The following is a 24031-nucleotide window of genomic DNA, read 5'->3' on the forward strand; positions in this document are numbered from 1 at the left end:
AGACGGATGCCCCGGGGTGCGGGGCCCCGGGGCATCCGATTTTCGCGCCGCGTCCCCCCGCGGCGCCGTCTCACTCGGTGTCGACGAGGAACCGCGAGTAGGCCACGATCGTCAGGAACGTCGGGAACTCCTCTCGCAGCGCCACCTCGCGGAACACCTCTGCCGCGTCGTCGAACCGGTCGCCGTCGCGGCGGTCGACCTCGCCCAGCACCTGCGCGATGAGCTCCTCGATGTAGGCCACCGTGATGGGGGTGCCGTCCTCGGTCTCGCGGTCCTGGTGGATCCACTGCCACACCTGCGAGCGGCTGATCTCGGCGGTCGCCGCATCCTCCATGAGGTTGTCGAGCGCCACCGCCCCCAGGCCCCGCAGCCACGCCTCGATGTAGCGGATCGCCACCGACACGTTGCCGTGCACGCCCGCCGCGGTGATCGGCAGGCCGATGTGCACGTCGAGCAGCTGCGCCGGGGTGACCTCCACGTCGTCGCGCTGACGCGAGACCTGGTTGGGGTTCTCGCCCAGCACGGCGTCGAACTCGGCCTGCGCCACCGGGATCAGGTCGGGGTGGGCGACCCAGGTGCCGTCGAAGCCGTCGCCGGCCTCGCGCTTCTTGTCGGCCGCGACCTTCTCGAACGCGCGCTGCGTCACCTCGGGGTCACGACGGTTCGGGATGAACGCGCTCATGCCGCCGATCGCGAAGGCGCCGCGCTTGTGGCAGGTCTTCACGAGCAGTTCGGTGTAGGCACGCATGAACGGCACCGTCATCGTCACGTCGCTGCGGTCGGGGAGCACGAAGCGGGCGCCGCGGCCGCGGTAGTTCTTGATGATCGAGAAGATGTAGTCCCAGCGGCCCGCATTCAGGCCCGCGCAGTGGTCGCGCAGCTCGTAGAGGATCTCCTCCATCTCGAACGCGGCCGGCAGCGTCTCGATCAGAACCGTGGCACGGATGGTGCCGTGCGCGATGCCGAGGTACTCCTCGCTGAAGGTGAAGATGTCGTCCCACAGCTTCGCCTCCTCGCTCGACTCGAGCTTGGCGATGTAGAAGTACGGACCCGAGCCGTTCGCGATCAGCTGCTGCGCGTTGTGGAAGAAGTACAGCCCGAAGTCGACGAGCGACCCGGATGCCGCCATCCCGCGGCCCGTTCGGTCGATGAAGCGGATGTGCTTCTCGACCAGGTGCCAGCCGCGCGGACGCATCACGATCGTCGGGGTGCGCTCGGCGGTGACGCGGTACTCCTTGCCCTCGGGGCTGGTGAACGACAACTGGCCGCGGATCGCGTCGAACAGCGACAGCTGGCCCTCGACGACGTTCTTCCACGTCGGCGAGGTGGCGTCCTCCTGGTCGGCGAGCCACACGCGGGCGCCCGAGTTGAGTGCGTTGATGGTCATCTTGGGGTCGGTCGGACCCGTGATCTCGACGCGGCGGTCCTCGAGGCCGGGTCCGGCACCGGCGACCTTCCAGTCGGGGTTCGCGCGCACGGCGGCGGTGTCGTCGCGGAAGCGCGGGTCGCGGCCGTTGCCGATCTCGAAACGGCGGCGCATGCGGTCGGCGAGCCGGTCGTGGCGGCGTCCCGAGAAGCGGTGGTGGAGCTCGGTGAGGAAGGCGACGGCGTCCGGGGTGAGGATCTCGTCGTAGCGCTCGCCGAGGCGGCCCGTGATCTCGATCGCGGGACCCGCGTGGGTCGTGGGGGTGGAGTTCGTCGTGGGCGCGATGCCCGTGGCGGTGGGAGTCATTGGCCCGTTCTTCCTAGGAGATGTTCTGTCAGGGGGTGTGGGGGATGCCCCGGGGCGCGAGGTGTGCCCCGGCCCCGAGGCATCCGATGACGCTGTCGCGGATCAGTGGAACTGCTCGGACTCGGTCGAACCGACCAGCGCGAGGGTGGCGCTGTCGGGGTTCAGCGCGGTCGACACGAAGTCGAAGTAGCCGGTGCCGGCCTCGCGCTGGTGCTTGGTGGCGGTGTAGCCGTCGTCCTCGGCGGCGAACTCGCGCTCCTGCAGCTCGACGTAGGCGCTCATCGCGCGCTCGGCGTAGCCGCGGGCGAGGTCGAACATCGAGTAGTTGAGGGCGTGGAAGCCGGCGAGGGTGATGAACTGGAACTTGTAGCCGAGGTCGGCGAGCTCCTGCTGGAAGGTCGCGATCTGCTCGTCGTTCAGGTGACGCTTCCAGTTGAAGCTCGGCGAGCAGTTGTACGCGAGCATCTTGCCCGGGAACTCGGCGTGGATCGCGGCCGCGAACTCGCGCGCCAGCTCGATGTCGGGCTCGCCGGTCTCGACCCAGATCAGGTCGGCGTACGGGGCGAAGGCGAGGCCGCGGGCGATGACCGGCTCGATGCCGGCGCGGACGCGGTAGAAGCCCTCGGTGGTGCGCTCGCCGGTCGTGAACTCCTGGTCGCGGGGGTCGACGTCGCTCGTGAGCAGGTCGGCGGCGAGCGAGTCGGTGCGCGCGATGATCACGGTCGGCACGCCCGCGACGTCGGCCGCGAGGCGGGCCGCGTTGAGGGTGCGGATGTGCTGCTGGATCGGCACGAGCACCTTGCCGCCGAGGTGGCCGCACTTCTTCTCGCTGGCCAGCTGGTCCTCCCAGTGGATGCCGGCGGCGCCGGCCTGGATGAGCGACTGGGCGAGCTCGTACGCGTTCAGCGGGCCGCCGAAGCCGGCCTCGGCGTCGGCGACGATGGGGGCGAGCCAGTCCTGGGTGATCGTGCCCTCGGCGTGCTCGATCTGGTCCTGACGCAGCAGCGCGTTGTTGATGCGGCGCACGACCGACGGAACCGAGTTGGCGGGGTAGAGGCTCTGGTCGGGGTAGGTCTGGCCGGCGAGGTTGCCGTCGGCGGCGACCTGCCACCCGGAGAGGTAGATGGCCTTCAGGCCCGCGCGCACCTGCTGCACGGCCTGGCCGCCGGTGTACGCGCCGAGGGCGCGGATGTAGTCCTCGGTGTGGAGCAGGTTCCACAGGTTCTCGGCGCCGCGGCGGGCGAGGGTGCTCTCCTCGCGCAGCGAGCCGCGCAGACGGACGACGTCCTCGGCGGTGTACGTGCGCTCGATGCCGTCCCAGCGGGGGTCGGTGTCCCAGATCTCCTGCAGCTCGGCTGCGGTCTGCGTCTGGTCGCCGGCGCGAAGCGGCGGCTGTCCGGGCGTGGCCTGAATCGTCATGGCGGTCTCCTTCATCGGATGCCGGGTCCGTCGGTGGACCGGCAGGTCGTCGTGAGACCACTATCCGTGAAGTTCAAGAGCGAACCCTGCGATTTTCGGAGTGAAGATTGCAAAAAATTCACTCTTCGTGACAGACTGCGCGGCATGACGCTCGCGGAAACTCCCACCGAAACTGACGTCGAGGCCGACGCGCTGACGATCGGCCGACGCATCCGTCAGCTGCGCACGAAGCAGGGGCTCACCCTCGAGGCGCTCGCCGAGGCGGTCGAACGCGCCCCCAGCCAGCTGTCCATGATCGAGACCGGCAAACGCGAGCCGAAGCTCACCCTGCTGCGCGCGATCGCGAAGGCGCTCGGCACCTCCATCGACGCGCTGCTCGAGGCCGAGACGCTCGACGAGCGCGCCACCCTCGAGGTCTCCCTCGAGCGCGCCATGAAGGGGCAGACCTTCCAGGCCCTCGGCATCTCGCCCTTCCGCATCGGCAAGACCGTGCCCGACGAGGCGCTGAAGGCCATGCTCGCCCTCCAGCACGAGATCGAGCGGCTCCGCGACGAGCGCGCCGCCACCCCCGAGGAGGCCCGGCGCGCGAACGTGGAGCTGCGCCATCTCATGCGCGGGCAGAACAACTACTTCCCCGAGCTCGAACGGCAGGCCCGCGACATCCTCGATGCCGTGCACCACCCGGGCGGCCCCCTCACCCAGCGCACCACGAGCGACATCGCCGCCCACCTCGGGTTCACGCTGCACTACGTGCCCGACCTGCCGCAGACCACCCGCAGCGTCGCCGACCTCAAGAACGGGCGGCTCTACCTCTCCAGCAAGCTCACGCAGAAGGGCGACTCGCGCACCGCGGTGCTGCAGGCGCTCTCGAGCCGCATCCTCGGGCACACCGAACCCGCCAGCTACGCGGACTTCCTGCGTCAGCGGGTCGAGACGAACTACCTCACCGGCGCACTGCTCATTCCCGAGGCCCACGCCGTGCCGTTCCTCGGCGAGGCGAAGACGCGCAAGGCCATCTCGATCGAGGACCTCCGCGACGCCTACTCGGTCTCGTACGAGACCGCCGCGCACCGGTTCACCAACCTCGCCACGGTGCACCTCGGCATCCCGGTGCACTTCCTCAAGGTGCACGAGTCGGGCACGATCACGAAGTCCTACGAGAACGACGACGTGAACTTCCCGACCGACCGGCTGGGGGCCACCGAGGGCCAGATGTGCTGCCGTCGCTGGACGAGCCGGGCCGTCTTCGACGTCGACGACCGCTTCAACCCGTACTACCAGTACACCGACACCGGCAACGGCACCTACTGGTGCACGGCCCGCGTCGAGAACTCCAGCGAGGGGCAGCACTCGGTGAGCGTCGGGGTGCGCTTCGACGACACGAAGTGGTTCCTCGGACGGGACACCCCCAACCGGGGCGTCTCGAAGCACTCGGTCGAGGTGTGCTGCCGCCGCGCACCGGTCGAGCTCGAAGCCCAATGGCGCGAGAACGCGTGGCCGAACGTGCGCACCCCGCGCACCCTGCTCGCCACCCTCCCGACCGGAGCCTTCCCCGGGGTCGACACGACGGAGGTCTACGAGTTCCTCGCGACCCACGCGCCGCGCGACTGAGATCGCCGCGTCGACGTTGAGCATTCGCACGGCCGGCCGATAGGCGCACGGGCGCCGGGTATGACAGTCTTCTCACACTCGCCCGGAACCCGATCCGCGGCGGGATGGAGGACGACGATGGATGTCGCGGAGCGCCGTTCGGCGATCGTGTCGCGCGTCGCATCGACCGGCGACGTCGAACTCGCCGGTCTGGCGGCGGAGCTGGGTGTGAGTGCGATGACGCTGCGGCGCGACATCGAGGCGCTGCGCAGCGCAGGGGCCATTCCGCGCCGCGCGTCCGCCCCACGGCCCGAGGGTCGCACCGCCGACGTTCCCGGAGTGCACCTCGATCGTGCCGCCCCGCTCGCCGAGGCGGTGGTCGACGTGCTCGAACCCGGATCCACCGTCATGATCGCGGGGGGCGCCATCGGCCACGGCGTGGCGCGCACCCTCATCGGGCGGGGCCTCGGGCTCACGATCGTCACCCCGTCGCCCGACGTCGCGCTGGTGCTCGCCGCCGACCCGGACACCACCGTGGTCATCGCGGGGGGTCTGCTGCGCGGCGGGGCCGGCATCGCGGTCGGAGCCGACGCCGAGCGTGTCGTTCGCCGCTACAACTACGACACGGCGGTGATCGACGCCGAGGGACTCGACGCCGTCCGGGGTGTCACGGCCGCCGATGCGGACGTCGCCGAGATCCTGCGCGCCGGCATCGACATCGCGCGACGGGTCGTCGTCGGCGCGAGCGCCGCGAGTCTCGGGGTCGTCAACCAGCTCAATGTGACGGCGCCCGACAACCTCGCCCTCGTCGTCACCGACGCCGGCGCGCAGCATCCCGAGGTCGACGCCCTCGCCGCATCGGGCATCGAGGTCGTCGCCCTCGGGTGAGCGCCTCAGACGGTCGGGTCGCCCTTGCTTGACTTGGACCGTCGGTACTCGATGCCGGTGGTCTCGTCGATCGCGATGCGACCGGTCGGCAGGTTCGACAGGTCGGGCGAGATGACGGTGGGCTCGCGGCCCGAGTCCGGCAGGCCGAACGTGTGTCCCTCGTCGACGCCTTCGAGCACCAGCACGGCCTGCGCGCGGCCGAGGGTGCGTCCGACGAAGTAGTCGGGCGACACGATCCACCAGACGATCATGAGCACGACGCCCACCAGGATCGCGCCCACACCGACGACGGCCACCATGCCGATCCCGAAGAACTCGACGTTGTTACCGTCGGCGTCCTGGAGCCAGTCGGGCTGGGCGAACTGGATGAGTCCGTAGACGAACGCGACCGCGAGGATCCCGCCGCCCGCGAGTGGAACGAGCCCGCGCATGACGAAGTTCCGCACGCTCGAGAACAGGGTGCGGCGGTAGAACCAGACGCATGCGAAGCCGGTGAGTCCGTAGTAGAAGGCGATCATGAGGCCGACCGAGCCGATGAGGGCGGTGAGCAGGTTCGGCGAGATCACGGTGAACAGCACGTAGAAGGCGATGGATGCCACGCCCATCCCGATGGTCGCCCAGGTCGGCGTGAGGAACTTCGGGTGGATGCGTGCGAAGCGCGTCGGGATCGCCTTGAACGCCGCCATCGACAGCGCGGTGCGGGCGGTCGGCAGGATCGTCGTCTGCGTGGAGGCGGAGGCCGAGGTGAGGATCGAGAACGCGAGGAGCGCGACCGCCGCCTGACCCCAGAAGCTGTTGCCGAACAGGGTCGGCGCGATGGCCGAGAAGACGTCCGCCGCATTCGACTCCACGCCGAGGCCGATCCCGTCGGTGCCGACGCCCGCGAACGCGATCGCCGCGACCGAGACGAGGGCGTAGGTGACGAGCAGGAGGAGGGTCGAGATGATCGCCGAGCGACCGGGGGTCTTCTTCGGGTTGGCGGTCTCCTCGTTGAGGGAGACCGCGGTGTCCCAGCCCCAGTAGATGAAGATCGCCGTGAGCATGGCCGGCGCGACGACGGTGCCGAAGTCGAGACCGCCGGGCCACAGCCAGCTGAGCGAGGGGGTGAGGGAGCCGTCGACGCCGTTGCCGCTGTAGACGCGGGTGAGGGCGACGACGGAGAAGAGCACCAGCACCACGAGCTCGATGCCGAGCAGGGCGTACTGCAGACGCGCCGAGACCTCGACGCCGAGGTAGCAGATGCCGGTCATGATGACGATCCAGGCGACGCCCGCGACGGTCGACCAGAGCGTGTCGCTCGAGAGCGCCGTGATGTCGCCGTCCTGGGTGATGGTGCCGACGAACGTGAATCCGTACGAGCCCGCCACCTGGGCGAGGTTGGCCATCACGATCACGTCGGCCGCGATGATGCCCCAGCCGCCGAGCCACCCGGCGACGGAGCCGAAGGCGCGCGCCGCCCACGTGAAGGTGGTGCCGCAGTCGGGCTCGGCCTTGTTCAGCTCGCCGTACGCGACGGCGATCATCCACATGGGGATGAACGCGAGCAGCATGATCGCGGGCGCCTTGACGCCGGCGAGCACGGCGCCGCCGCTGGCGACCACGAAGCCGAGGCTCGCCGCCAGGCTGTACGCCGGCGCCGTGGAGGACATGCCGATCACGACGCTTCCGACGAGACCGACAGCCCCCTTTCGCAGGCCTTTGTCTTCTGATCCGGATGTGGGGGCTGTGACGGTCATGTTCGCCTCCGCGCGAGGTGTGATGGATGGATGCGGAGACTCGGTCGGACGCAGGCCCCCAGCGGCCGCCGACCGGGTCGGTGTGTCGTTTCTCTGTTGAGGCCGGCGGCCTCGGTGGATCTGTCGGTGCGGTGGGGCCTTGTGGCCCCGGTGGATCAGATGAGGTTGCCGGCCTCCGTGAGCACGTCACGGAGGATGCCGGTGATCTCGCGGAACTCGCTCGGGCCGATGGTCAGCGGCGGGGCGAGCTGGATGACCGGGTCGCCCCGGTCGTCGGCGCGGCAGTACAGGCCCGCGTCGAACAGCGCCGACGAGAGGAATCCGCGCAGCAGGCGCTCGGATTCGGCCTCGTCGAAGGTCTCTTTGGTGGTCTTGTCCTTCACGAGCTCGATGCCGTAGAAGTAGCCGTCGCCGCGCACGTCGCCCACGATCGGAAGGTCGTGCAGCGTCTCGAGCTCGGCGCGGAACAGCGGCGCGTGGGTCTGCACGTTCTGCAGCAGCCCCTCCTCCTCGAAGATGTCGAGGTTCTCGAGCGCGACCGCGCACGAGACCGGGTGTCCGCCGAAGGTGTAGCCGTGCAGGAACGTCGTGTCGCCGTGGGCGAACGGCTCGAAGACGCGGTCGCTGACGATCGTGGCTCCGAGCGGCGCGTAGCCGCTGGTCAGCGCCTTGGCGCACGTGATCATGTCGGGCTCGTAGCCGTAGTGCTCGCAGGCGAACATCGTGCCGATGCGCCCGAACGCGCAGATCACTTCGTCCGAGACCAGGAGCACGTCGAGTTCGTCGCAGATCTCGCGCACCCGCTGGAAGTAGCCGGGCGGGGGAGTGAAGCATCCGCCCGCGTTCTGCACCGGCTCGAGGAAGACGGCCGCGACCGTCTCCGGCCCCTCGAAGAGGATGGCCTCGCGGATGCGCTCGGCGGCCCAGATGCCGAACGCGGCCTCGTCGGGTCCGGTGAAGCCCATCTCGCCGGCGCGGTACCAGTTGGTGTTGGGCACGCGGAATCCGCCGGGGGTGAGAGGCTCGAACGGCGCCTTCATGGCGGGGATGCCGGTGATGGCGAGGGCGCCCTGCGGGGTGCCGTGGTAGGCGATGGCGCGGGAGATGACCTTGTGCTTGCCGGGCTTGCCCTGCAGCTTCCAGTACTGCTTCGCGAGCTTGAACGCCGTCTCGACGGCCTCGCCGCCGCCGGAGGAGAAGAACACGCGATTGAGGTCGCCCGGGGCGTAGTCGGCGAGTCGCGCCGCGAGCTCGATCGCGGCCGGGTGGGCGTAGGACCACAGCGGGAAGAAGGCGAGCGATTCGGCCTGCTGGGCGCCGATCTCGGCGAGGCGACGACGGCCGTGCCCGGCGGCGACGACGAAGAGTCCGGCGAGTCCGTCGATGTACTCGCGGCCGTGGCTGTCCCACACGCGGTGGCCCTCGCCGCGCACCATGATCGGCACCGGCGCGCCCGCCTGGTTGGCGCCGTGGCGGGCGAAGTGCATCCACAGGTGGTCGCGGCTCTTGCGTTGCAGGTCGTCGTTGTCGAACGGGCCCGACGGGGAGTACCCGCGGGACGCCAGGGTGGGGGGTGCCGAATGCTGACCGGTCATGCCGGAGACGCTAACGGGTGCGACCCCGCATGACAAGGAAAAACGTCGTTGCGGATGTATTTCGCGACGGTTTCGGTTGTCTGAGTAGTTCTATTCAGCGGATAGCGAAGTTTTCGAGATCGATGGCGCGCCCGTCAGCTCCATGGCGACCCACAGCTCGCTGCGCGCGGCGAACCCCGACAGATCCCGCCCGAGCACGTGCTCGGCCAGGGCCACCCGCGCGCGCACCGTGTGGCGGTGCACGCCCAGCAGGCGGGCGGATGCCTCGTGCCCCCCGTCATGCGCGAGCCACACCCGCAACGTCGTGACCAGCTCGGTGCCGTGGGCCGCGTCGTGGGCGACGAGCGGCGCCAGCGTGGCGTCGGCGAGGCGCCGCGCATCGGGCGTCGCGAGGTGCGGGAGCAGTCCCACGTCCGCGACGATCTCGAACCGGCGCACGCGTCCCGTGCCGCGCTCCAGGGCGAGGCGCGCGCGGGACAGGGCGGTCGCAAGGTCGTCGTCCGGTACGGCGGCGACACCCACCCGGAGGTCGAAGGCCTCCGCGAGGTCGGCGGCCACGCGCTCGCCGCCGGTTCCCGCGAGCACGACGATCTGGTCGTCGTCGCGCCCGTAGAACACCTCGACCCCCGGTTCGTCGGCCCGCACGTCGAGCCAGTCGAAGATCGCGGCGCGACGGGAGGAGGCGGCATCCGTCACGGCCACGGTGCGATCGCCGCCCGGCAACGCGCCCCAGACGTCGCGCGCGATGCGGCGGGCGAGGGTGAGATCTCCCGCGAGAAGAGCCTGCAGCACGCCGCGCCGCAGCGCGCCGTAGCCGCGGTCCAGACGCTGGCGCTGCTCGAGTGCGAGGCCGGCCAGCGCCACGACGGCGGTCACGAGTCCGCGTTCCTCCTGGTCGAGGTGCGTCGCGGCGATCACGAGTGCGCCGCGGAGGCGTCCGGTGCGACCGAGGGTCTGCAGGCTGAAGGAGCCGGATGCCGCGTGCAGGGCCGATCCCGTGTTGGCGCCGCGCCGCAGGAGCGTCTGCACCTCGTCGGTCAGTGCCTCGGCGGCGTCGGACGTGAGAGCGTCGACCGGGTGGGCGTGGGTGAGCGCGCCGGAGGCGTCGAACAGGCCGACCCAGGTGCCGAGCTGCCTGGCCAGCTCGTCCACGATCGCGCCGAGTCCGCCGGGCCGCAGCGCCGCGAGGGAGATCGCCCGCTGCGCGGCGAGGGCCCAGCTGCGACGGGCGTATGCCTGGGCGGCGATCGCCTCGGCGTTCGCGCGGGCGACCGCGATGAAGGGGGTGCGGTAGGGCACTTCGACGAGCGGGAGTCCTGCCTCGCGACAGGCCGCCGCGAGCTCGGGCGGGATGCCGGCGCGCACGACCTCGGTGCCGAAGCCGACGGCGACGACTCCGCGGGAGGAGAGTCGTTCGACGTACGCCACGTACTCGTCGGGCTCCGCGGCCGTCGCGAGGAACTGCGTGCCGGTCGTCAGCAGCGCGAGCCCCTCGGACAGGAAGGGTGTGGGGTCGAGCAGGTCCGAGCTGTGCACCCATCGCAGCTCCGCATCGAGCGCGCCCGCCGGCAGGGCCTCCTCGGGCGTCTCGAGCCGCAGGCGCAGCTCGGTGCGCGCCAGCAGCGCGCGCAGGGTCGGGACGTGCGGCTCGGCCATGGGGTCCTCGGCGTTCGGGCGGCGGTGGCGGCATCCGGCCTGTACGGGATGGATGCCGTGATCGTTCCCGTTATACACGCCGTCGAGTGGTGGTCGTCAGTGTCGGCGGCTAGCGTCGCCGACATGAGCACCGCCGACACCCTCACCGTCCCGCTGGGCGGCCCCGCGCTTCCGCAGGAGCGCCGCCTCGTCACCGCGATCCCGGGCCCGCGGTCGCAGCAGCTCCTCGAGCGCAAGGCCGCAGCCGTGCCGGCGGGCGTCGGGCACACCGCCCCCATCCACGCGGTCGCCGCCGGCGGCGGCGTCGTGGTCGACGCCGACGGCAACTCCCTCATCGACCTCGGTTCGGGCATCGCGGTCACCACGGTCGGCAACAGCCACCCGGCGGTGGTCGCCGCCGTCGCGCAGCAGGCCGCGCAGTTCACCCACACCTGCTTCATGATCTCGCCGTACGACTCCTATGTCGCCGTCGCCGAGGCGCTCAACCGGCTGACGCCCGGCGATCACGAGAAGAAGACCGCGCTGTTCAACTCCGGCGCCGAGGCGGTCGAGAACGCGGTCAAGATCGCGCGCAAGTTCACCGCGCGGCCGGCCGTCGTCGCATTCGACCACGCGTACCACGGGCGCACGAACCTCACCATGGCCCTCACCGCGAAGGCCATGCCGTACAAGCTCGGCTTCGGCCCGTTCGCGGGCGAAATCTACCGGGCGCCGCTGTCGTACCCCTTCCGCGACGGACTGTCGGGTCCGGATGCCGCGGCCCGCGCGATCGCGATGATCGAGAAGCAGATCGGCGCGTCGCAGGTCGCTGCCGTGCTGATCGAGCCGATCCAGGGAGAGGGCGGGTTCATCGTTCCCGCCGACGGCTTCCTGCCCGCGCTCGCCGACTGGTGCCGCCAGAACGGCGTCGTCTTCATCGCCGACGAGGTGCAGACCGGCTTCGCCCGCACCGGCGCGATGTTCGCGAGCGAGCTGTTCGATGTCGTCCCCGATCTCGTGACGACCGCCAAGGGCATCGCCGCGGGCCTCCCGCTCGCCGCCGTCACGGGGCGCGCCGAGATCATGGATGCCTCGCACGCCGGGGGCCTGGGCGGCACCTACGGCGGCAACCCGATCGCGTGCGCCGCGGCACTCGCCGCGATCGACGTGTACGAGAGCGACGACCTCGCCGGCCGTGCCCGTGATCTGGGTGAGGTGCTCGTGGCCCGCCTCGAGGCGCTGCGGGCGGCCGATGCCCGCATCGGCGACGTGCGCGGACGCGGCGCGATGATCGCGGCCGAGTTCGTCGACCCCGCGACCGGCGCGCCCGATGCGACGCTCGCCGCCGCCGTCGCGAAAGCGTCGATCGCCGAGGGGGTCATCGTGCTCACGTGCGGCACCTACGGCAATGTCATCCGCTTCCTCCCGCCGCTGTCGATCCCGGACGCCCTCGTGCACGAGGCGTTCGACGTCATCGGCGCGGCCCTCGCGGCGAACTGAGCGCCGATGACCTCGATCACGAAGGACGTCGTCGTCATCGGCGCGGGCGCGGCGGGTCTCACCGCCGCCCACGAGCTGCGCCGCCAGGGGCTGTCGGTGGCGGTGCTCGAGGCCCGCGACCGCGTCGGCGGGCGGCTGTGGACCGACACGGTCGACGGCGCGGTGCTCGAGATCGGCGGCCAGTGGGTATCGCCCGATCAGACCGCGCTGCTCGAGACGCTCGACGAGCTGGGGCTCGAGACCTATCCGCGCTACCGAGAGGGCGACAGCATCTATCGCGGCCGGGACGGCGAGCTGCGCCGGTTCACCGGCGAGCTATTCCCGGTCTCCGAGGAGACGGCGGCGGCGATGACCGCGCTCATCGCACGCCTCGATGCGCTCACCGCCGAGATCGACCCGGATGCCCCGTGGGCGCACCCCGACGCGGTCGCGCTCGACACGATCTCGTTCGAGGCGTGGCTGCGCGCACAGTCCTCCGATGCCGAGGCGGTCGACAACATCGCCCTCTACGTCGCGGCGGCGATGCTCACCAAGCCCGCCCATGCGTTCTCCGCCCTGCAGGCGCTGCTCATGGCCGCGAGCGCCGGGAGCTTCTCGCACCTCGTCGACGCGGACTACATCCTCGACCGCCGCGTGATCGGCGGACTCCAGCAGGTGCCGCTGCTGCTCGCCGAGCGCCTCGGCGCCGATGTGCACCTGGGTGCCCCGGTGCACCGTCTGGCATGGGGTGACGGCGGGGTGGTGGCATCCGCCCCCGACCTCGAGGTGCACGCGCGGTTCGCAGTGCTGGCCCTCGCTCCCACCCTCTTCGAGCGCATCGGCTTCGAGCCGCCGCTGCCCCGGCTGCAGCAGCAGCTGCACCAGCACCTCTCCATGGGGTTCGTGATCAAGGTGCACGCGGTCTACGACCGGCCGTTCTGGCGCGAGGCGGGCCTGTCGGGCACGGCGTTCAGCCCGTACGAGCTCGTGCACGAGGCCTACGACAACACCACCCACGGCGAGAGCCGCGGCACCCTCGTCGGGTTCGTGTCCGACCAGCGCGCCGACGACGTGTTCACCCTCGACGCCGACGAGCGGCGCACCCGTATCCTCGACGCCCTCGCCCGTTACTACGGCGACGAGGCGCGGCATCCCGTCGTCTACTTCGAGAGCGACTGGGGGAGCGAGGAGTGGACGCGCGGTGCCTACGCGGCGAGCTTCGACCTCGGCGGCCTGCACCGCTACGGTCCGCACCTGCGTGCGCCCATCGGACCCGTCCACCTCGCGTGCAGCGACATGGCGGGCGCCGGTTACCAGCACGTCGACGGGGCGATCCGCATGGGTCGCGCCGCCGCCGCCGACATCCTGACCGCGGCCCGCCGGGCCGCCGCCGACTGACCACCACCGAGGAGAGCCCATGAGCGAGTACGCCGTCGTCAACCCCGCCACCGGCGAGACCCTGGCCACCTACGACACCCTCACCGACACCGAGCTGGCCGCGAAGGTCGCCGCTGCGGATGCCGCCTACCGCGCCTGGCGCCTCGCGCCCGTGGCGGAGCGGGCGGCCGCGATCCGGCGGGTGGCCGAGCTCCACCGTGAGCGTCGCGACGAGCTGTCGGCGCTGATCGTGCGCGAGATGGGCAAGCCTCTCGCCGCGGCGGAGGGCGAGGTCGACTTCGCCGCCGACATCACCGAGTTCTACGCCGACAATGCCGGGCGGATCACCGCCGACCAGCCGATCGACATCCTCGGCGAGGGCACCGCGGTGATCCGCAAGGCGCCGATCGGCGTCCTGCTGGGCATCATGCCGTGGAACTTCCCGGCCTATCAGGTCGCGCGCTTCGCCGCACCGAACCTGGTGCTCGGAAACACCATCCTGCTCAAGCACGCTCCGCAGTGCCCCGAGTCGTCGGCCGCGATCGAGCGCATCTACCACGACGCCGGCGTGCCGGTCGGGGGATACACCAACCTCTACATCACCAACGACCAGGCGGCGACCGTCATCGCCGACCCGCGGGTGCAGGGCGTCTCGGTCACGGGATCCGAGCGGGCGGGCGCCGCGGTGGCGGAGATCGCCGGACGCAACCTCAAGAAGGTCGCGCTCGAGCTCGGCGGCTCCGATCCGTTCATCCTGCTCTCGACCGACGACCTCGACGGTGCCGTGAGCGCCGCGGTCGAGGCGCGCCTGGACAACACCGGGCAGTCGTGCAACGCGGCCAAGCGTTTCATCGTGGTCGCCGGTCTCTACGACGCGTTCGTCGAGAAGTTCACGGCTGCGATGACCGCGGCGACGGTCGGCGATCCGTTCGCCGAGGACACCGTGCTGGGCCCGCTCTCGTCGCTCGCCGCGGCGGAGCGCCTGGCCGCCCAGGTCGACCACGCGGTCGCCCAGGGTGCGACGCTGGTGGCCGGCGGCACGCGCGAGGGCGCCTTCTACGCGCCGACCGTGCTCACCGATGTCACCAGCGACATGGACGTCTACCGCGAGGAGCTCTTCGGCCCCGTCGGCGTCGTCTACCGCGTCGCCGGCGAGGACGAGGCCGTCGCGATCGCGAACGACACGTCGTTCGGCCTGGGCTCCTACGTCTTCACGACCGACCCGGCGCAGGCCGAGCGCGTCGCCGACGCCATCGATGCCGGAATGGTCTACGTGAACCTCGTGCTCGCCGACAGCCCCGAGCTGCCCTTCGGCGGCGTCAAGCGCAGCGGCACCTCCCGCGAGATGGGTCTGCTCGCCGCCGACGAGTTCGTCAACAAGAAGCTCGTCCGCGTCGCCGGCTGACCTCACGCCTCCTCGCCGAGGGCCGCACGGCACTCGGCGAGGGCCTCGTCGGCCCACTCGATCTGCTGCGCGGTCCCCCACCGTGTGGCGTCGGCGCGCGCGGCGTGGAACGACACGAGGGCGTCGCCGGGGCGACCCGCCGCCATCGCCGCCCAGCCGGCGTTGTTGTGCAGGGAGACGCGCCAGCGCTGTGTTCGCGCATCGGTGACGTCCTCGAGCGCGGCGAATGCTGCCGCGGTGTGCCGATCGCCGTTCGACGGGTCGGCGATCGCGAGCATGTGCAGGGCATCGACGTACAGGAAGACGAGACCGGCGGATGCCGCGGCATCCGCTGCCCGCCGGAAGTGCACGATCGCGCCCTGAGCGTCGCCGGCCGAGTTGTGCAGTCTTCCGCGCTCGAGCGCGACCCGCACGGCGGCGGCCGGCGCCTGCCCGGTGACCGTGTCGAGCACGGCGTGCGCACGCGCGTACCTCGCCTGCAGGCCGAGCGCGCGGGCGATCTGCGTCTCCAGCTCGGCCCGCTCGTCCTCGTCCGCCGCCGCTGCGGCAGCGGCGACGAGGCGCCCCTCGGATGCCGCGGCATCCCCGAAATCCCACAGCTCGTCGAGCCGCTCCTGTGCGAGGGTCATCCCGGAATCGTAGGCCGCGGAACGCGCCGAATCCCCCTCGTGCGGCGGCGCGATCGGGAGGAGAATCGGGGCATGGACGAGATCGGGGTGGTGGACAGTCTCGACGAGTCGGAGTGCTTGCGGCGCCTGGCGACGCAGCAGCTCGGACGGCTCGTCACGCATATCGGGAACGTGCTCGACGTGTTTCCGGTCAACTACGTCGTCACCGGCGGCGGCGACATCGTGTTCCGCACGGCCGAGGGCAGCAAGCTGTTCGAGCTGACCGTGAACGACGAGGTGCTGTTCGAGGTCGACGACCACACGGACGCCGGCGCATGGAGCGTGATCGTGCGCGGACACGCCCGGCGGCTCGAGACGGAGGCCGAGATCGAGGCCGCCGAGCAGCTCGGCCTTCATCCGTGGGTGCCGACTCTGAAGCGCAACTACGTGCGCGTCACGGCGGCCGAGATCACCGGTCGCGCCTTCGGATTCGCCCCCGAACCGGACCGCTCCGGGGTGCACGTGTTCTGACCCCGGGTCGCAGCGCGCCGGAGGCATGACGTACACTGGAACGTGCAGTAGAAGTCTGCATTCTTTTGCCGTGCCCGAAGATCGGGTGCGAGACCCCCTCCCTCCGGTTGCGGCAGAAGTGCGGGCGCCGAGACCTCCGGGTCTCTAGGGCGGTAGCTCAATTGGCAGAGCAGCGGTCTCCAAAACCGCAGGTTGCAGGTTCGATTCCTGTCCGCCCTGCGCGTCAGCGCAACAGCTGACACAACGATGATCCAGGTGGAGTCAATGGTCCAGGACGAGGCGAAGAACGACGTCGTCGCGAAAAGCGATGCACGCCGCGAGAAGAAGCCCAACATCTTCGCTCGCATCGTCCTGTTCATCCGTCAGGTCATCGCGGAACTGCGCAAGGTCGTCACCCCGACCCGGCAGGAGCTCGTCAAGTTCACAGCCGTCGTGCTGGGCTTCGTCATCGTCATGATGGCGGTGGTCTACGGACTCGACCTCCTGTTCGTGTGGCTGACGACCGTGGTGTTCGGAACCCCGGGCGCCTGAGCGCCGGATCCGCACCGGAGAACTGAGGAAGAACGCACGTGTCTGAAAAGTATGTCGACGACGCCGATTGGGCGACGGCCGCCGAGCAGTCCAGCGAGGACGACGCCGCGCAGGATGGCAACACGCTCGCCGCGGAAGAGGAGTCGGTGACCGCCGCCGAGCAGGTCGCGCTCCACGTCGAGGACGAGGATGACGCGGATTTCGACGACGACGTCGTCGAGATCGACGACCCGGAGGCTGATGCGATCGTGAACGACGCTCTCGAGATCGACGAGACTGCGGAGGCCGAGGCCGCCGCAGAGGTGCTCACCGACGCCGCTGCCGAGGAGGCCGCGGAGCTCGCCCAGGAGGCCGCCGACGAGGTCGCCCCCTACGACGGTCCCGAGCTCGGCGACGACCTCGACGTCGACGCCGATCTCGACCCGGTCGAGGCGTTCCGCACCGAGCTGCGCTCGCTGCCGGGCAAGTGGTACGTCATCCACTCCTACGCCGGTTTCGAGCGCAAGGTGAAGGCCAACATCGAGCAGCGCAAGTCGACGCTCGAGGTCGAGGAGGACATCTACCAGGTCGAGGTCCCCATGGAGGACGTCGTCGAGATCAAGAACGGCCAGCGCAAGATGGTCACCCGCGTGCGCATCCCGGGCTACGTGCTCGTGCGCATGGAGCTCAACGAGGACACCTGGTCGGTCGTTCGCCACACGCCCGGCGTCACCGGCTTCGTCGGCAACGCGCACAATCCGACCCCGCTGCGCTTCGAAGAGGCCTTCACGATGCTGCAGTCGCTCGTCGAGGTGAAGGAGGCGGCCCCCGTCAAGGGCGGCGCCCCCGTCAAGGGCGCTCCGGCCGCGGCCCGCGTCATCCCCGCCGAGGTCGACTACGAGATCGGCGAGACCATCACGATCAAGGAGGGCTCGTTCGCGGGTCTCCCGGGCACCATCAGCGAGATCAAGCCCGAGAGCGGCAAGCTCACCGTGCTCGTCTCGCTGTTCGAGCGCGAGACCCCCGTCGAGCTGTCGTTCGACCAGGTCACCAAGCTCTGACACAGACCACCGCTCCCCGGAATGGCCGGGCTGCGGGAGAGAGGGATGCCGCGAGGCATCCGCTCGTTGAAAGGAAAAGGAAATGGCACCGAAGAAGAAGGTGACCGGCCTGATCAAGCTCCAGATCAACGCCGGCGCCGCCAACCCGGCGCCGCCGATCGGCCCCGCGCTCGGTCAGCATGGCGTCAACATCATGGAGTTCTGCAAGGCGTACAACGCCGCGACCGAGTCGCAGCGTGGCAACGTCATCCCGGTCGAGATCACCGTCTACGAAGACCGCAGCTTCACGTTCATCCTGAAGACCCCGCCGGCGGCGGAGCTCATCAAGAAGGCCGCTGGCGTGCAGAAGGGGTCCAAGACCCCGCACACGGTGAAGGTCGCCAAGCTCACCAAGGAGCAGGTGCGCCAGATCGCCGAGACCAAGCAGCCCGACCTCAACGCGAACGACATTGAGGCCGCATCGAAGATCATCGCCGGCACCGCCCGTTCCATGGGCATCACGGTCGAGGACTGAGGGGGAGCGTCACCATGGCACAGAAGTCCAAGGCGTACGAGGCCGCGAAGGCCAAGATCGACGCCGACAAGTTCTACACCGCCGCTGAGGCCGTCGCGCTCGCGAAGGAGACCGGTTCGGCGAAGTTCGACTCGACCGTCGAGGTCGCGCTGAAGCTCTCGGTCGACCCGCGCAAGGCCGACCAGATGGTGCGCGGCACCGTCATCCTTCCCCACGGCACCGGCAAGACGGCGCGCGTGATCGTGTTCGCGACGGGTCCGGCCGCGGAGGCCGCCATCGCCGCGGGTGCGGACGAGGTCGGCGGCGCCGAGCTCATCGAGAAGGTGGCCGGCGGCTACACCGCGTTCGACGCGGCGGTCTCGACCCCCGAGCTCATGGGCCAGGTCGGTCGTCTCGGCAAGGTGCTGGGTCCCCGTGGCCTCATGCCGAACCCGAAGACCGGCACCGTGACCCCCAACCCGGCCAAGGCCGTCGAGGAGATCAAGGGCGGCAAGATCGAGTTCCGCGTCGACAAGCACGCCAACGTGCACTTCGTCGTCGGCAAGGCCTCGTTCACGGCCGAGCAGCTGGGCGAGAACTTCACTGCCGCGGTCGACGAGATCGTGCGTCTGAAGCCGTCGAGCTCGAAGGGCCGCTACATCCAGAAGGGCGCCGTGTCGACCACGTTCGGCCCCGGCATCCCGCTGGACGTCAACTCGCTGGTCTGATCAGACCGCTTCCGAAAGGCCCTCTCCGTCTCGGAGGGGGCCCTTCGTCGTCTCGGGATGCCGCGGCTCACCCGCCGACGGCGAGGAGGACCCCGAGCGTCACCATGACGACGGCGATCACGGCGTCCAGCACCCGCCACGCGCGCGGTGTCGCGAGCACGGGCGCGAGGAGGCGAGCGCCGTAGCCGAGTGCGGCGAACCAGATGATGCTCGCGACGCCGGCGCCGAGCGCGAACCACCAGCGACCGTCGCCCTGCGAGGACGCGACCGAGCCGAGCAGGAACACCGTGTCGAGGTAGACGTGCGGGTTCAGCCAGGTGAGGGCGAGGGCGGTGCCGACGACGGCGCGACGTCGGGTCGCGGTGAGCGTTCCGGACGAGACGGAGGCCGCGGCATCCGTCGCTGGACCCGTCACTGTCAGCGTCTCGCCCGCCGGTCGCAGCGCCCGTCGGGCGGCGAGCAGCCCGTAGCCGATCAGGAACGCGGCGCCGGCGATGCGCACCGCGATCGCGAGCCACGGCACCCCGTGCAGCAGGAGCCCGATGCCGCTGACGCCGAGAGCGATGAGCGCGAGGTCGCTGAGGGTGCAGACCGCGACGACGGCGAGCACGTGCTCGCGGCGGATGCCCTGCCGCAGCACGAACAGGTTCTGGGCGCCGATCGCCACGATGAGCGAGGAGCCGAGGCCGAGACCGGCGAGGAGGGAGGCGAGCACACCTCGACCGTACGATCCGCCTAGACTTCACGCCAGCTCATGTATCTGTCGCTACATAAGGAGAACTGATGGCCCGTCTCCCGCTGTCGCACGCCGAGACCCTGGCCGTCGTGGTCGAGGAGGGGACGATGGATGCCGCGGCCCGTCGTCTGCGCATCACCCCGTCGGCGGTCAGCCAGCGCATCTCCGCGCTCGAGGCGCAGCTCGGTCAGGTCCTGCTCGTGCGGGGCCGCCCGGCGCGCGCCACGTCCGCAGGCCGGAGCGTCGTGCGCTGGGCGCGGGAGGTGGCGCTCCTCGAGCACGATGCGATGGACGAGCTGGGAGTCGACGGCGCGTCGGCCACGAGCGTGGCGATCGCGGTCAACGCCGACTCCCTCGCGACGTGGCTGCTGCCGGCGCTCGTCGAGCTCACCACGACGCATCCTGTCGTCGTCGACCTGCGACGCGCTGACGAGGACGACACGGCCGATCTGCTCGCCGAGGGGGCCGTGCTGGCGGCCGTCACCACGCGACGGGCGCCGGTGAGCGGATGCCGCTCCCTCCCGCTGGGCACAATGGTCTACGAAGCCGTCGCCGAGCGTACCTTCGCGGAGCGCTGGTTCGCAGGCGGGGCGGCGACGCGCGAGACGCTCGAGCGCGCGCCGGTCGTCGACTTCGACCGGCGTGACGATCTGCAGACACGGTGGCTCGAGGAGCACGGCGCGGACCCGGCGCGCCCGCCCCGGCACTACGTGCCGGCGTCGGTGGAGTTCGCGCGCGCGATCACCTCGGGGATGGGCTGGGGGCTCCTGCCCCGGTCGCAGAGCGGCGATGCCCTGGCCGATGGTCGACTCGTGGCCCTCGGCGGGGCGCCCGCACGGGTGCCGCTGTACTGGCAGCACTGGAATCTGCGCTCGCCACTCGTCGACGCGCTCACGGCACGGGTGCGAGCCGCGGCATCCGTCGCCCTCGACTCGCCCTGACCCCGGGGCGAGCCGCGGTCAGGCCTCGCCGACCTGCAGCACGGTCTTGCCGCGCGTGTGACCCTGCTCGAGCGAGGTGTGCGCAGCGGCCGCGTCGGTCAGCTCGTACACCTTGTCGACGTAGACCTGGATCGACCGGGAGTCGAGCAGGCGGGCGATCGTGGCGAGCACATCGCCGTCGGGGATGTACTTGTAGCTCGTGGCGCGCACACCCGCGGCCCGCGCCGCCTCGGCGTAGCCCGGCCACGATCCGGTCGGCACGAGCACGTACAGTCCGCCGGGGCGCAGCACCTGCAGCGACCGGGTGCCGGTGTCGTCCGCCGCGTTGCCGACGAGGTCGATCACGACGTCGACCTCGGTGAGGACGCCTTCGAAGCGGGTCGAGCGGTAGTCGATCACCTCGGCCGCGCCGAGCTCGCGCAGCCACTGCGCGTTGCCGGCAGACGCCGTCGTCGTCACCCGTGCGCCGAAGTACGCGGCCAGCTGCACGGCGAAGTGGCCGACTCCGCCGGAGCCGGCATGGATGAGGATGCTCTGCCCCTCGTGCGCGTGCGCCGTCTCGACCACGAGCCCCCACGCGGTGAGCGCCGCGAGCGGTACGGCCGCGGCTTCGGCGTGCGACAGCGTGGTGGGCTTGCGCGCGAGCGAGAGGGTCGGCACGACCGCGTACTCGGCGTACGAGCCACCCGTGCGCGGGAAGGCGACGGTGCCGAACACCTCGGTGTCGGGCGGGAAGGGGTGCGCCTCGAACGGAGACGCGACCACGATCCCGCTGAGGTCGAAGCCGAGCGTCGAGGGCAGGGACGGCACGGCGCCAGAGACACCCGCGCCGGCGCGGGTCTTCGCGTCGATGGGGTTGATGCCGGCGGCGACGACCCGCACGAGCACCTCGCTGAGCACGGGGCTCGGCACCGGCACGTCGGCGACATGCAGAACGTCGGGGGCGCCGGTCTCGTCGAAGACGACGGCACGCATGGTCGATGGAGCGGTGAATCCACTCGTCGCGACGGATGTCGCGGAGTGCGCGGCGCGCAGCGGCCTGAATCGCAAGGTCGCTCCTTCCCCCGTGTGTGTCATCGTCGGCAGCACACTGCCCTTGGAGCCTTCAGTCAAGCGCGGCAATGTCTCATCGGTGTTACGGCGGTGCTACCGGGTGGAGAAGGTGCCCTCGGACCCTCCTGGGTGCGTCACAGGGCCTCCCGTCCGCCGGTGCGTCACGCCCCCGGCGCCGCGCGCCCGGCGGGGCTCAGGCCTCGGGGACCTCGCCCGAGGCGAGGGCGTGCAGCAGTTCGGTCAGCTTCTCGATCGACTCGAGCGGCCAGTCGCTGAGGGCGGAGAACAGGCGGCCTTCGAGGGGGCCGCGAGCGGTCTCGATGCGCTCTGCGCCGAGCGGGGTGACCGAGATCACCCGCACCCGTCCGTCGTGCGGATCGGGTGTGCGCTGGATGAGTCCGAGCTCTTCCAGCTCGCCGACCTGGCGGCTGATCATGCCCTTGTCGGCCACGAGCCGCTCCGCGAGGGTCGAGGCGGTGACGGGGCCGCCGCGGGAGATCACCGAGAGGATCTTGAACGTGCCCGGCAGCATTCCGGGGCTCGCGGCCTCGGCGAGTGCGGCGTAGTAGCGGCGGAACTCGCTCGCAAGCTCCGCGAACGCTCCTTCCAGGCCGCGCACCGCCGCCTGACGGACGGGGTCGGCCGTCTCGTCAGGCGCCGGTGCAGCACTCGCCTCGGAGATCACCGGGACACCGTACCGCGCGATGCGTGTGAGTCTGCTGCGGCCGCGGCATCCGCGTCATCGTTCGTCGCGGGCGCCAGCACATCCATCGCCTCGGCGACGGTGACCGTGGCGAGGTCGGCTTCGGATGCCGCGGCCCGCTCACTGTTGGTCATGCGGGTGAGCGGCTTGTTGGGCAGGAACACGATCGCCAGCACGCTGATGATCGCGAACGGCACCGCGATCAGGAACGAGTGCGAGATGCCCTGCGCGTAGACGTCCTCGAAGATCTGGCGGATGCCGTCGGGCAGCGTCGAGACCTGAGGAATCGTGCCGCTCTGCAGCTGCTGGGCGAGCTGGGCGCCCTGCGCTCCGAGGGCGTGCAGGGCGGCGCCGATGTCGGCGGCCCGCGCGGTGACCAGTTCCGCGACCTTCGCGGCGAGAGCGGCACCCATGACCGAGACGCCGATCGTGCCGCCGAGGCTGCGGAAGAAGGTGACCCCCGAGCTCGAGACGCCGATCTGCGACGGGTCGGCGGTGTTCTGCACGACCAGCACGAGGTTCTGCATCGTCATGCCGACGCCGGCCCCGAGCAGGAACATGTAGACCGAGACCACGACGAAGTTGGTGTCGTACGAGATGGTCGACAGCAGGTACGAGCCCGCCACGAGCAGCACGCCACCCACGACGAGGTACGGCTTCCAGCGGCCGAAGCGGCTGATGAGCTGTCCGACGCCGACGGACGCCAGCAGGAGGCCGGCGATCAGCGGGATCGTCATGAGCCCCGCCTCGGTCGGGGTGGCGCCGCGCGCCAGCTGCATGTACTGGGCGAGGAAGACGGATGCCCCGAACATCGCGATGCCGGTGGCGATCGACGCGACGACGGCGAGCGAGAAGGTGCGGTTGCGGAAGAGCGTGAGCGGCACGAGCGGCTCGGCGACGAGCAGTTCGGTCACGACGAAGAGCACCGCGGCCACGACGGCGCCGCCCACCATGAGCAGGGTCGGCAGGCTCCACCAGTCGTACGACGTGCCGGCATTGGTGACCCAGATCAGCAGCAGGGACACGGCCGTGGAGAGCAGCACGATGCCGAGGTAATCGATACGTGCGCGGGTCGACTCGCGTGCCGGCAGGTGCAGCGTGCGCTGCACGATGAACAGGGCGGCCACGGCGAAGGGGAGGGCGACGAAGAAGTTCCAGCGCCAGCCCCAGGCATCCGTGATGACGCCGCCGAGGAGCGGGCCGCCGACCGTGGCGACGGCCATGACCGCGCCGAACAGGCCCATGTAGCGTCCGCGCTCGCGCGGGCTGATGATGTCGGCCATGATGACCTGGCTCAAGGCGGCGAGGCCGCCGGCGCCGAGGCCCTGCACGGCACGGAAGGCGATGAGCATGCCCGGGTTCTGCGAGAAGCCGGCGGCGGCGGTCGCCAGCACGAAGATCAGGATCGACACCTGGAAGAGCACCTTGCGGTTCATCAGGTCGGCGAGCTTGCCCCACACCGGCGTGGAGATCGCGGTGGTGAGCAGCGTCGCGGTCACCACCCAGGTGTACGCGGCTTGATCGCCCGAGAGGTCGTGCACGATGACCGGCAGCGAGGTCGAGACGACCGTCGAGGCGAGCATCGAGACGAACATGCCGAGCAGCAGCCCGATGAGCGCCTCGATGACCTGTCGGGGGGAGCGCGATGTCTCTGCGACGGTCGGAACCGGAGAGGTGATGGTGGCCAAGACGGGGCCTTCCTGTGCGGGTGGGGAGTGCGACACCGTCGGCGCAAAAGTTGACTGAGAGCAACTATATGAATCTCGTTGCGCTGTGTCAACTACTTTGGGCGGGCGCGCTGAAGACCCCGC

General features: G+C 70.5%; 21 protein-coding genes and 1 tRNA gene. 12 read left to right on the plus strand and 10 right to left on the minus strand.

Features of this window, described 5'->3' with window-relative positions; translation table 11 throughout:
- Window positions 1-70 precede the first annotated feature (70 nt).
- Together aceB and aceA are read right to left on the minus strand one after the other, a co-directional pair.
- Window positions 71-1732 carry a malate synthase A gene (gene aceB, locus BGO15_RS05725; RefSeq protein ID WP_045247337.1) on the minus strand — a complete coding sequence of 554 codons (1662 nt, stop codon included), beginning with the start codon at window positions 1730-1732 and terminating at the stop codon, window positions 71-73.
- Window positions 1733-1834: 102 nt separating this feature from the next.
- Window positions 1835-3151, minus strand: coding sequence for an isocitrate lyase (gene aceA, locus BGO15_RS05730; protein ID WP_045247336.1), 1317 nt, complete (start codon window positions 3149-3151; stop codon window positions 1835-1837).
- Between the two features lie 144 nt (window positions 3152-3295).
- On the opposite strand from aceA, the gene BGO15_RS05735 reads away from it, so the two are divergent.
- Window positions 3296-4762, plus strand: coding sequence for a helix-turn-helix transcriptional regulator (locus tag BGO15_RS05735; protein ID WP_056519407.1), 1467 nt, complete (start codon window positions 3296-3298; stop codon window positions 4760-4762).
- A gap of 117 nt (window positions 4763-4879) precedes the next feature.
- Complete coding sequence (locus BGO15_RS05740; protein WP_056207549.1) at window positions 4880-5629, plus strand: DeoR/GlpR family DNA-binding transcription regulator; 750 nt, start codon at window positions 4880-4882, stop codon at window positions 5627-5629.
- Window positions 5630-5634: 5 nt separating this feature from the next.
- Here BGO15_RS05740 and BGO15_RS05745 read toward each other — a convergent pair whose 3' ends face one another.
- The 3 genes from BGO15_RS05745 to BGO15_RS05755 form a co-directional block, all read right to left on the minus strand.
- Entirely contained in the window at window positions 5635-7278 is a 1644-nt protein-coding gene (locus tag BGO15_RS05745) for an APC family permease (protein ID WP_235557442.1), read from the minus strand.
- Window positions 7279-7520: 242 nt separating this feature from the next.
- Window positions 7521-8852: an aspartate aminotransferase family protein gene (locus BGO15_RS05750; RefSeq protein WP_235557445.1), complete on the minus strand. Its 1332-nt coding sequence runs from the start codon at window positions 8850-8852 to the stop codon at window positions 7521-7523.
- Between the two features lie 198 nt (window positions 8853-9050).
- The gene (locus BGO15_RS05755; protein WP_056207545.1) at window positions 9051-10616 is read right to left on the minus strand and encodes a PucR family transcriptional regulator; all 1566 of its coding nucleotides are present in this window, start codon (window positions 10614-10616) and stop codon (window positions 9051-9053) included.
- A gap of 123 nt (window positions 10617-10739) precedes the next feature.
- Between BGO15_RS05755 and gabT the strand changes: the two genes are divergently transcribed.
- The 3 genes from gabT to BGO15_RS05770 are packed head-to-tail and all read left to right on the plus strand — an operon-like array spanning window position 10740 to window position 14856.
- Complete coding sequence (gene gabT, locus BGO15_RS05760) at window positions 10740-12095, plus strand: 4-aminobutyrate--2-oxoglutarate transaminase (RefSeq protein WP_056207780.1); 1356 nt, start codon at window positions 10740-10742, stop codon at window positions 12093-12095.
- 6 nt (window positions 12096-12101) lie between these two features.
- A complete protein-coding gene (locus tag BGO15_RS05765) occupies window positions 12102-13472 on the plus strand; it encodes a flavin monoamine oxidase family protein (RefSeq protein WP_056519410.1) in 1371 nt (456 codons plus the stop codon).
- Window positions 13473-13491: 19 nt separating this feature from the next.
- A complete protein-coding gene (locus BGO15_RS05770) occupies window positions 13492-14856 on the plus strand; it encodes an NAD-dependent succinate-semialdehyde dehydrogenase (RefSeq protein WP_056519414.1) in 1365 nt (454 codons plus the stop codon).
- Between the two features lie 2 nt (window positions 14857-14858).
- On the opposite strand, the gene BGO15_RS05775 is transcribed toward BGO15_RS05770, so the two are convergent.
- Window positions 14859-15485, minus strand: a complete 627-nt coding sequence (locus BGO15_RS05775; RefSeq protein WP_056207540.1) for a hypothetical protein — start codon at window positions 15483-15485, stop codon at window positions 14859-14861.
- Window positions 15486-15557: 72 nt separating this feature from the next.
- On the opposite strand from BGO15_RS05775, the gene BGO15_RS05780 reads away from it, so the two are divergent.
- From BGO15_RS05780 to rplA, 6 genes are all read left to right on the plus strand, one after another.
- Entirely contained in the window at window positions 15558-15995 is a 438-nt protein-coding gene (locus tag BGO15_RS05780; RefSeq protein WP_056207539.1) for a pyridoxamine 5'-phosphate oxidase family protein, read from the plus strand.
- Window positions 15996-16141: 146 nt separating this feature from the next.
- Window positions 16142-16214: transfer RNA gene (locus tag BGO15_RS05785), tRNA-Trp, on the plus strand.
- 45 nt (window positions 16215-16259) lie between these two features.
- Window positions 16260-16526, plus strand: a complete 267-nt coding sequence (gene secE / locus BGO15_RS05790; protein ID WP_045247327.1) for a preprotein translocase subunit SecE — start codon at window positions 16260-16262, stop codon at window positions 16524-16526.
- Window positions 16527-16564: 38 nt separating this feature from the next.
- Window positions 16565-17566 (plus strand): transcription termination/antitermination protein NusG, encoded by a 1002-nt coding sequence (gene nusG / locus BGO15_RS05795; protein ID WP_045247326.1) that lies wholly within the window; start codon window positions 16565-16567, stop codon window positions 17564-17566.
- A gap of 82 nt (window positions 17567-17648) precedes the next feature.
- A complete protein-coding gene (rplK, locus tag BGO15_RS05800; protein WP_045247325.1) occupies window positions 17649-18080 on the plus strand; it encodes a 50S ribosomal protein L11 in 432 nt (143 codons plus the stop codon).
- Window positions 18081-18094: 14 nt separating this feature from the next.
- On the plus strand, window positions 18095-18787 hold the full coding sequence (gene rplA, locus BGO15_RS05805; RefSeq protein WP_045247324.1) for a 50S ribosomal protein L1: 693 nt from the start codon (window positions 18095-18097) through the stop codon (window positions 18785-18787).
- Window positions 18788-18854: 67 nt separating this feature from the next.
- Here rplA and BGO15_RS05810 read toward each other — a convergent pair whose 3' ends face one another.
- On the minus strand, window positions 18855-19502 hold the full coding sequence (locus BGO15_RS05810) for a LysE/ArgO family amino acid transporter (protein ID WP_056207537.1): 648 nt from the start codon (window positions 19500-19502) through the stop codon (window positions 18855-18857).
- Between the two features lie 68 nt (window positions 19503-19570).
- Between BGO15_RS05810 and BGO15_RS05815 the strand changes: the two genes are divergently transcribed.
- Window positions 19571-20464: a LysR family transcriptional regulator ArgP gene (locus BGO15_RS05815; protein ID WP_056519417.1), complete on the plus strand. Its 894-nt coding sequence runs from the start codon at window positions 19571-19573 to the stop codon at window positions 20462-20464.
- Between the two features lie 18 nt (window positions 20465-20482).
- On the opposite strand, the gene BGO15_RS05820 is transcribed toward BGO15_RS05815, so the two are convergent.
- The 3 genes from BGO15_RS05820 to BGO15_RS05830 all read right to left on the minus strand — a co-directional run bounded on the left by BGO15_RS05820 (window position 20483) and on the right by BGO15_RS05830 (window position 23815).
- Window positions 20483-21514 (minus strand): NADP-dependent oxidoreductase, encoded by a 1032-nt coding sequence (locus BGO15_RS05820; RefSeq protein WP_056207535.1) that lies wholly within the window; start codon window positions 21512-21514, stop codon window positions 20483-20485.
- Between the two features lie 196 nt (window positions 21515-21710).
- Window positions 21711-22202, minus strand: a complete 492-nt coding sequence (locus BGO15_RS05825) for a MarR family winged helix-turn-helix transcriptional regulator (protein ID WP_048809138.1) — start codon at window positions 22200-22202, stop codon at window positions 21711-21713.
- Window positions 22199-23815, minus strand: a complete 1617-nt coding sequence (locus BGO15_RS05830) for an MDR family MFS transporter (protein ID WP_156454790.1) — start codon at window positions 23813-23815, stop codon at window positions 22199-22201. Before BGO15_RS05830 ends, BGO15_RS05825 begins: the two co-directional genes overlap by 4 nt.
- Between the last annotated feature and the right edge of the window lie 216 nt (window positions 23816-24031).

The organism is Microbacterium sp. 71-23, from assembly GCF_001897265.1.
Classification (GTDB): Bacteria; Actinomycetota; Actinomycetes; order Actinomycetales; family Microbacteriaceae; genus Microbacterium; species Microbacterium ginsengisoli.

Coding starts and splice junctions, on each gene's coding strand:
- aceB (WP_045247337.1), bottom strand. CDS start 1,732: ATGACTCCCACCGCCACGGGCATCGCGCCCACGACGAACTCCACCCCC.
- aceA (WP_045247336.1), bottom strand. CDS start 3,151: ATGACGATTCAGGCCACGCCCGGACAGCCGCCGCTTCGCGCCGGCGAC.
- BGO15_RS05735 (WP_056519407.1), top strand. CDS start 3,296: ATGACGCTCGCGGAAACTCCCACCGAAACTGACGTCGAGGCCGACGCG.
- BGO15_RS05740 (WP_056207549.1), top strand. CDS start 4,880: ATGGATGTCGCGGAGCGCCGTTCGGCGATCGTGTCGCGCGTCGCATCG.
- BGO15_RS05745 (WP_235557442.1), bottom strand. CDS start 7,278: ATGTCCTCCACGGCGCCGGCGTACAGCCTGGCGGCGAGCCTCGGCTTC.
- BGO15_RS05750 (WP_235557445.1), bottom strand. CDS start 8,852: ATGCACTTCGCCCGCCACGGCGCCAACCAGGCGGGCGCGCCGGTGCCG.
- BGO15_RS05755 (WP_056207545.1), bottom strand. CDS start 10,616: ATGGCCGAGCCGCACGTCCCGACCCTGCGCGCGCTGCTGGCGCGCACC.
- gabT (WP_056207780.1), top strand. CDS start 10,740: ATGAGCACCGCCGACACCCTCACCGTCCCGCTGGGCGGCCCCGCGCTT.
- BGO15_RS05765 (WP_056519410.1), top strand. CDS start 12,102: ATGACCTCGATCACGAAGGACGTCGTCGTCATCGGCGCGGGCGCGGCG.
- BGO15_RS05770 (WP_056519414.1), top strand. CDS start 13,492: ATGAGCGAGTACGCCGTCGTCAACCCCGCCACCGGCGAGACCCTGGCC.
- BGO15_RS05775 (WP_056207540.1), bottom strand. CDS start 15,485: ATGACCCTCGCACAGGAGCGGCTCGACGAGCTGTGGGATTTCGGGGAT.
- BGO15_RS05780 (WP_056207539.1), top strand. CDS start 15,558: ATGGACGAGATCGGGGTGGTGGACAGTCTCGACGAGTCGGAGTGCTTG.
- secE (WP_045247327.1), top strand. CDS start 16,260: ATGGTCCAGGACGAGGCGAAGAACGACGTCGTCGCGAAAAGCGATGCA.
- rplK (WP_045247325.1), top strand. CDS start 17,649: ATGGCACCGAAGAAGAAGGTGACCGGCCTGATCAAGCTCCAGATCAAC.
- rplA (WP_045247324.1), top strand. CDS start 18,095: ATGGCACAGAAGTCCAAGGCGTACGAGGCCGCGAAGGCCAAGATCGAC.
- BGO15_RS05815 (WP_056519417.1), top strand. CDS start 19,571: ATGGCCCGTCTCCCGCTGTCGCACGCCGAGACCCTGGCCGTCGTGGTC.
- BGO15_RS05830 (WP_156454790.1), bottom strand. CDS start 23,815: ATGTTCGTCTCGATGCTCGCCTCGACGGTCGTCTCGACCTCGCTGCCG.